Raw genomic sequence first — 4,432 nt, 5'->3', positions numbered from 1 at the left:
CTAAGAAGATTCCACAATTATCAATTAAAATTATTCTTCATTATGTTCATTTAATAAATAGCTTAAAGTCATTAAACTTTCACTTAGATGAACGTTTTCTACTATTACATCATCAGGTACCTTTAAATCTATTGGCGCAAAGTTCCATATACCTTTTATGCCACTAGTAGTTATTATATCGCACACCCCTTGTGCTCTATCCTTAGGCACACAAATTATAGCTATATCTATTTCATGTTCTTTTATATAACTTTGTAAATCATCTATATCTTCTATTGCTACATCTCTTATCTTTAATCCAATAAGTTTTGGATTTATATCAAATATTGCTTTTAGATCAAAAGACATCTTTTGAAAATAGGTGTAATTAGCAATCGCTTGACCTATATTACCTGCTCCAACAATTATTGTATTATATTGTTTATCTAGACCTAATATTAATCCTATTTGTGATAAAAGTTCTTTAACATTATATCCATATCCTTGTTGACCGAAGTCACCAAAGCAATTTAAATCCTGTCTTATTTGTGACGCAGTAAAACCTATTTTTTCACTTAATTCTTTAGAAGAAATTCTATCCACATCATTATTAGCTAGTTCTTTTAAGTATCTATAGTATTTTGGCATTCTTTTTATGACTGCCATTGATATATTTTTTTTCCTTTCCACAGTAATCAACTCCTATTTAGTTTATATATATTGCAAAGTTAAGTATCACCTTTAGCGTGTGTGCTCAAGCTAATAATTTGTTGTATACTCTATCCATTCTACACTTTGTTATTATTTTACCATATTAATTATAATTTGTTTATATGTATTTTAAAAATAAATTATGTAAATTATATATAAATTATTCATTTTATCGTCATATATTTTTAAGTTTTATGAACTATTTTTTTGATATATTGATATTTATCGTATTAAAAATCAATTATTTAATACTAATATGACAATATGATATTATATAACAACAGTATATATTATATAACAATACTATATATTATATAATCAAAAATTAGCTATTGACAATGGTCAATTTATGGGAATTCCTATTTTAGAAAATTCAGAATTTACAACTCACAACTTTATTTAATCCACAATTCATAATTATGGATATTTCTCAGTTATCACTGATAAATTTTAGATTAACTCTATAGCGGCGAACAGTGTTCGCCACATAACTAGCAATATGATTGCTAGTTATAAATAGATCAAAGAAATTATTTTACCTAAAAATAATTTCCACCTCAATTGTCAATTGTCCATTTATTAAGTTGGCATTTGATAATTATTCATAGTACAATAATATAGCGAGGATGGTGAAAATTATGATAGTTTTAAGCTGTAATAATATACATAAAAGCTTTGGGATAGATGTGATTTTAAAAAATATAAGTTTTAATATTAACGATGGAGAAAAAGTAGGTCTTATAGGTGCTAATGGTGCAGGTAAATCTACTCTTTTTAAAATATTAACCTCACAAATGGAATATGATAGCGGGGAGCTTTTCATAGATAAAAGTAAAAAGTTAGGTTATTTGTCTCAAAGCCTTGCTCTAGAATCAGATAACACTATATATGATGAACTTTTAATGGTTTTTGAAAATTTATTGAATATGGAAAAGAAACTAAAAATTTTAGAAGAAAAGATGAATGAACCTTATGACGCTTCTAAAGAAGAGTATCATAACAAAATAATAAAAGATTATACCACACTAACAGAACTTTATACTAACAATGGTGGTTACACCTACAAAGGAGAAATTAGTAGAGTTCTAAAAGGATTAGGCTTTAATGAAGAGGATTTTGATAAATGTATTAATATTTTAAGTGGTGGACAGAAAACTAGAGTAGCCCTTTGTAAACTACTACTTACAAAACCTGATATTCTACTTTTGGATGAGCCAACTAACCATTTAGATTTAGACGCTATTGAATGGCTTGAAGAATATTTAAAATCTTATAAGGGCAGCATTGTAATAATCTCACACGACAGATTTTTCTTAGATGCTGTAACCACTAAAACTTTAGAACTTATTGGTGGAATAGTTGAAATTTATAACGGTAATTATACTACTTTTATAGATTTAAAGAAGAAAAATTATGAAATAGCATTAAAAGCATTTTCTCTACAACAAGCAGAGATTAAACGGCAAGAAGATATAATAGCTAGATATAAATCCTTTAATAGAGAAAAAAGCATAAGGGCTGCTGAAAGCCGTCAGAAAGCCTTGGATAGGATTGAGAGGATAGATGCCCCTATTAAAGAAAAAAAGGCTTCTAGAATCGAATTTGAAACAGAAATCAAAAGTGGTAATGATGTTCTATACGTAGAAAACTTAAGTAAATCTTTTGGAGAAAAAACACTTTTCACTAATGTTAATATGGATATTAAGAGAGAATCTAAAATAGCAATTATAGGTGAAAATGGTAGAGGTAAAACTACATTATTTAAAATAATTATGGATAAATTACCTTCAGATAGCGGTATTAAAGTTCTGGGTAAAAACGTCCATCTCGGTTATTACGACCAAGAGCAGTCCAATTTAAATGAAGATAAAACTATTTTAGATGAAATATGGGATGACTTCCCTAAGATGACCACTACAGAAATAAGAAATGCATTAGCAGCATTCTTATTTACAGGTGATGATGTATTTAAAAAAATTAAAACTTTAAGTGGTGGTGAAAAGTGTAGAATTAACCTTTTAAAATTAATGCTTTCCAAGTGTAATTTCTTACTTCTAGATGAACCTACTAACCATTTAGATATAGTTTCAAGAGAAGCTTTAGAGGATGCAATACTTAGCTATGATGGTACAGTTTTAGTTATATCCCACGATAGATATTTTTTAAATAAAGTTATAAACAAAATTTTCGAACTTAAGGAAGATGGAATTAAAGAATATTTAGGAAACTACTCCTACTATGTTGACAAAAAGAAAAATCCTCTAAGATTTGAAGTAGAAGAAGAATATGATGGCGTTACTAAAACCCAAATGAAGCTGGATAAAAAAAAGAAAAAAGAGCAGGAAAAATTAGAAAGAGAAAAGAAAAATTATATAAAATCTATTGAGGATAAAATTTCAACCCTTGAGAATGAACTTGCAAAGCTACAAAATCAGCTGTGTATTGAAGAAATTTATTCAAATCCTGAAGAAAGTCAAAGGGTAAATAAAGAAATTAGCGATATTGAAACAGAATTAGAATCACTATATGAGGAATGGGAAAACCATATATAAAAAACCGTGAGTATTCACGGTTTTTTATATAATTCAGAATTAAGAGTTAAAAATGAAGAACTTATAGCAGAGATTAATTTCTTTAATAAATTTAAAACTTCTCCCGTAAAGGAGAAGTTTCAATAATTGTTAATTATAAATTTTTAATTCTTAATTGATTAATAGTGGTATATGAAATAATACTCTTATATTTTCTTTATACGCCTCTTCAAAACTTAATATATCATTAGATTTTCCTACTTTAATTCTAAAACTAGGCTTATTAAATTCTTTTATAAACCAATATTTTAATGAAGCATATTCATAATTTACTTCTTTATCAATTAGTTTATATCCTGATAATCTAGACATTTTAACTGCTATATGCTTATATTGATAATTATAATCATCGTGTCCGTAGTATATTTGCTTTCCATTACAATGATAAGAAATTACTATATCAAAATCTTCTTGCAAGATTAAGTTTACTACTGCCTTAGTTTCCGGTTCACTTTCTGGAAATTCTCCACTATACCATCTAAATTTAGGTCCAAAAACTCCTTCTCTTGCCTCACTAGCTTTCCATTTATGCCAATTTCCATCGTAATTTCTATTTATATCTACTCCTCTAGCATTGCTACTCCACCCTGAAAAATCTAAGCTTCCATTATTATATTTTATTAACTGTTCATAATATGGATGCTCTTCTTTAAGCCCATTAATTACTAAATCTACTCCATCAGGGTTTATCATAGGAAGTATATATATTGTGCAGGTATTAAAGATTTTATTGATATTATATGCCCCAATACGTTTATTCTCTGAATAAGCATATGAAAAGCTCTCAATAAATTTTAATAAAAGTAGTGAAGTAATCCAATCGTCTCCATGATGGCTACCGTTATAAAATACTTTTTTTCTGCCATTCCCAATTTTCAAATAATAGAGTTCTTTTCCAAGCAAACTCTTTCCAGCAGTATTAACCTCTATGAAGCTATATCTTTTAGCTAATTCCTTAATATCATTTTCCATTTGATTATAATCATAATTTTTATCCGTTTTAACTATATCTTCGTTATTTTTACTTAACTTAGGAGTTTTTCCTAAGAACAGAAGCAATTCATCGTATATATTGTTAAAATTATTACAAAAAACCAATTTTATCACCCATTTGCTCTGTATATTTTAAATATTTTGAATCATATCTTAAT

General features: G+C 27.3%; 3 protein-coding genes. 1 reads left to right on the top strand and 2 read right to left on the bottom strand.

Translation table 11 applies throughout. The features are described from left to right. Positions 1–30: 30 nt before the first annotated feature. Positions 31–669: a redox-sensing transcriptional repressor Rex gene (locus ACY1IQ_RS20940; RefSeq protein ID WP_461614270.1), complete on the bottom strand. Its 639-nt coding sequence runs from the start codon at positions 667–669 to the stop codon at positions 31–33. Between the two features lie 659 nt (positions 670–1,328). Here ACY1IQ_RS20940 and abc-f point away from each other — a divergent pair. Next, positions 1,329–3,242, top strand: coding sequence for a ribosomal protection-like ABC-F family protein (gene abc-f / locus ACY1IQ_RS20935; protein WP_461614271.1), 1,914 nt, complete (start codon positions 1,329–1,331; stop codon positions 3,240–3,242). 150 nt (positions 3,243–3,392) lie between these two features. On the opposite strand, the gene ACY1IQ_RS20930 is transcribed toward abc-f, so the two are convergent. After that, positions 3,393–4,379: a M14 family zinc carboxypeptidase gene (locus ACY1IQ_RS20930; protein WP_461614272.1), complete on the bottom strand. Its 987-nt coding sequence runs from the start codon at positions 4,377–4,379 to the stop codon at positions 3,393–3,395. Positions 4,380–4,432 lie beyond the last annotated feature (53 nt).

The organism is Clostridium sp. Marseille-QA1073, assembly GCF_054863625.1.
This window is presented reverse-complemented; position numbering and strand designations above follow the sequence as displayed.

Bases quoted from the DNA above. Each gene is read 5' to 3' on its own strand.
- abc-f (WP_461614271.1), top strand. From the start codon at position 1,329: ATGATAGTTTTAAGCTGTAATAATATACATAAAAGCTTTGGGATAGAT.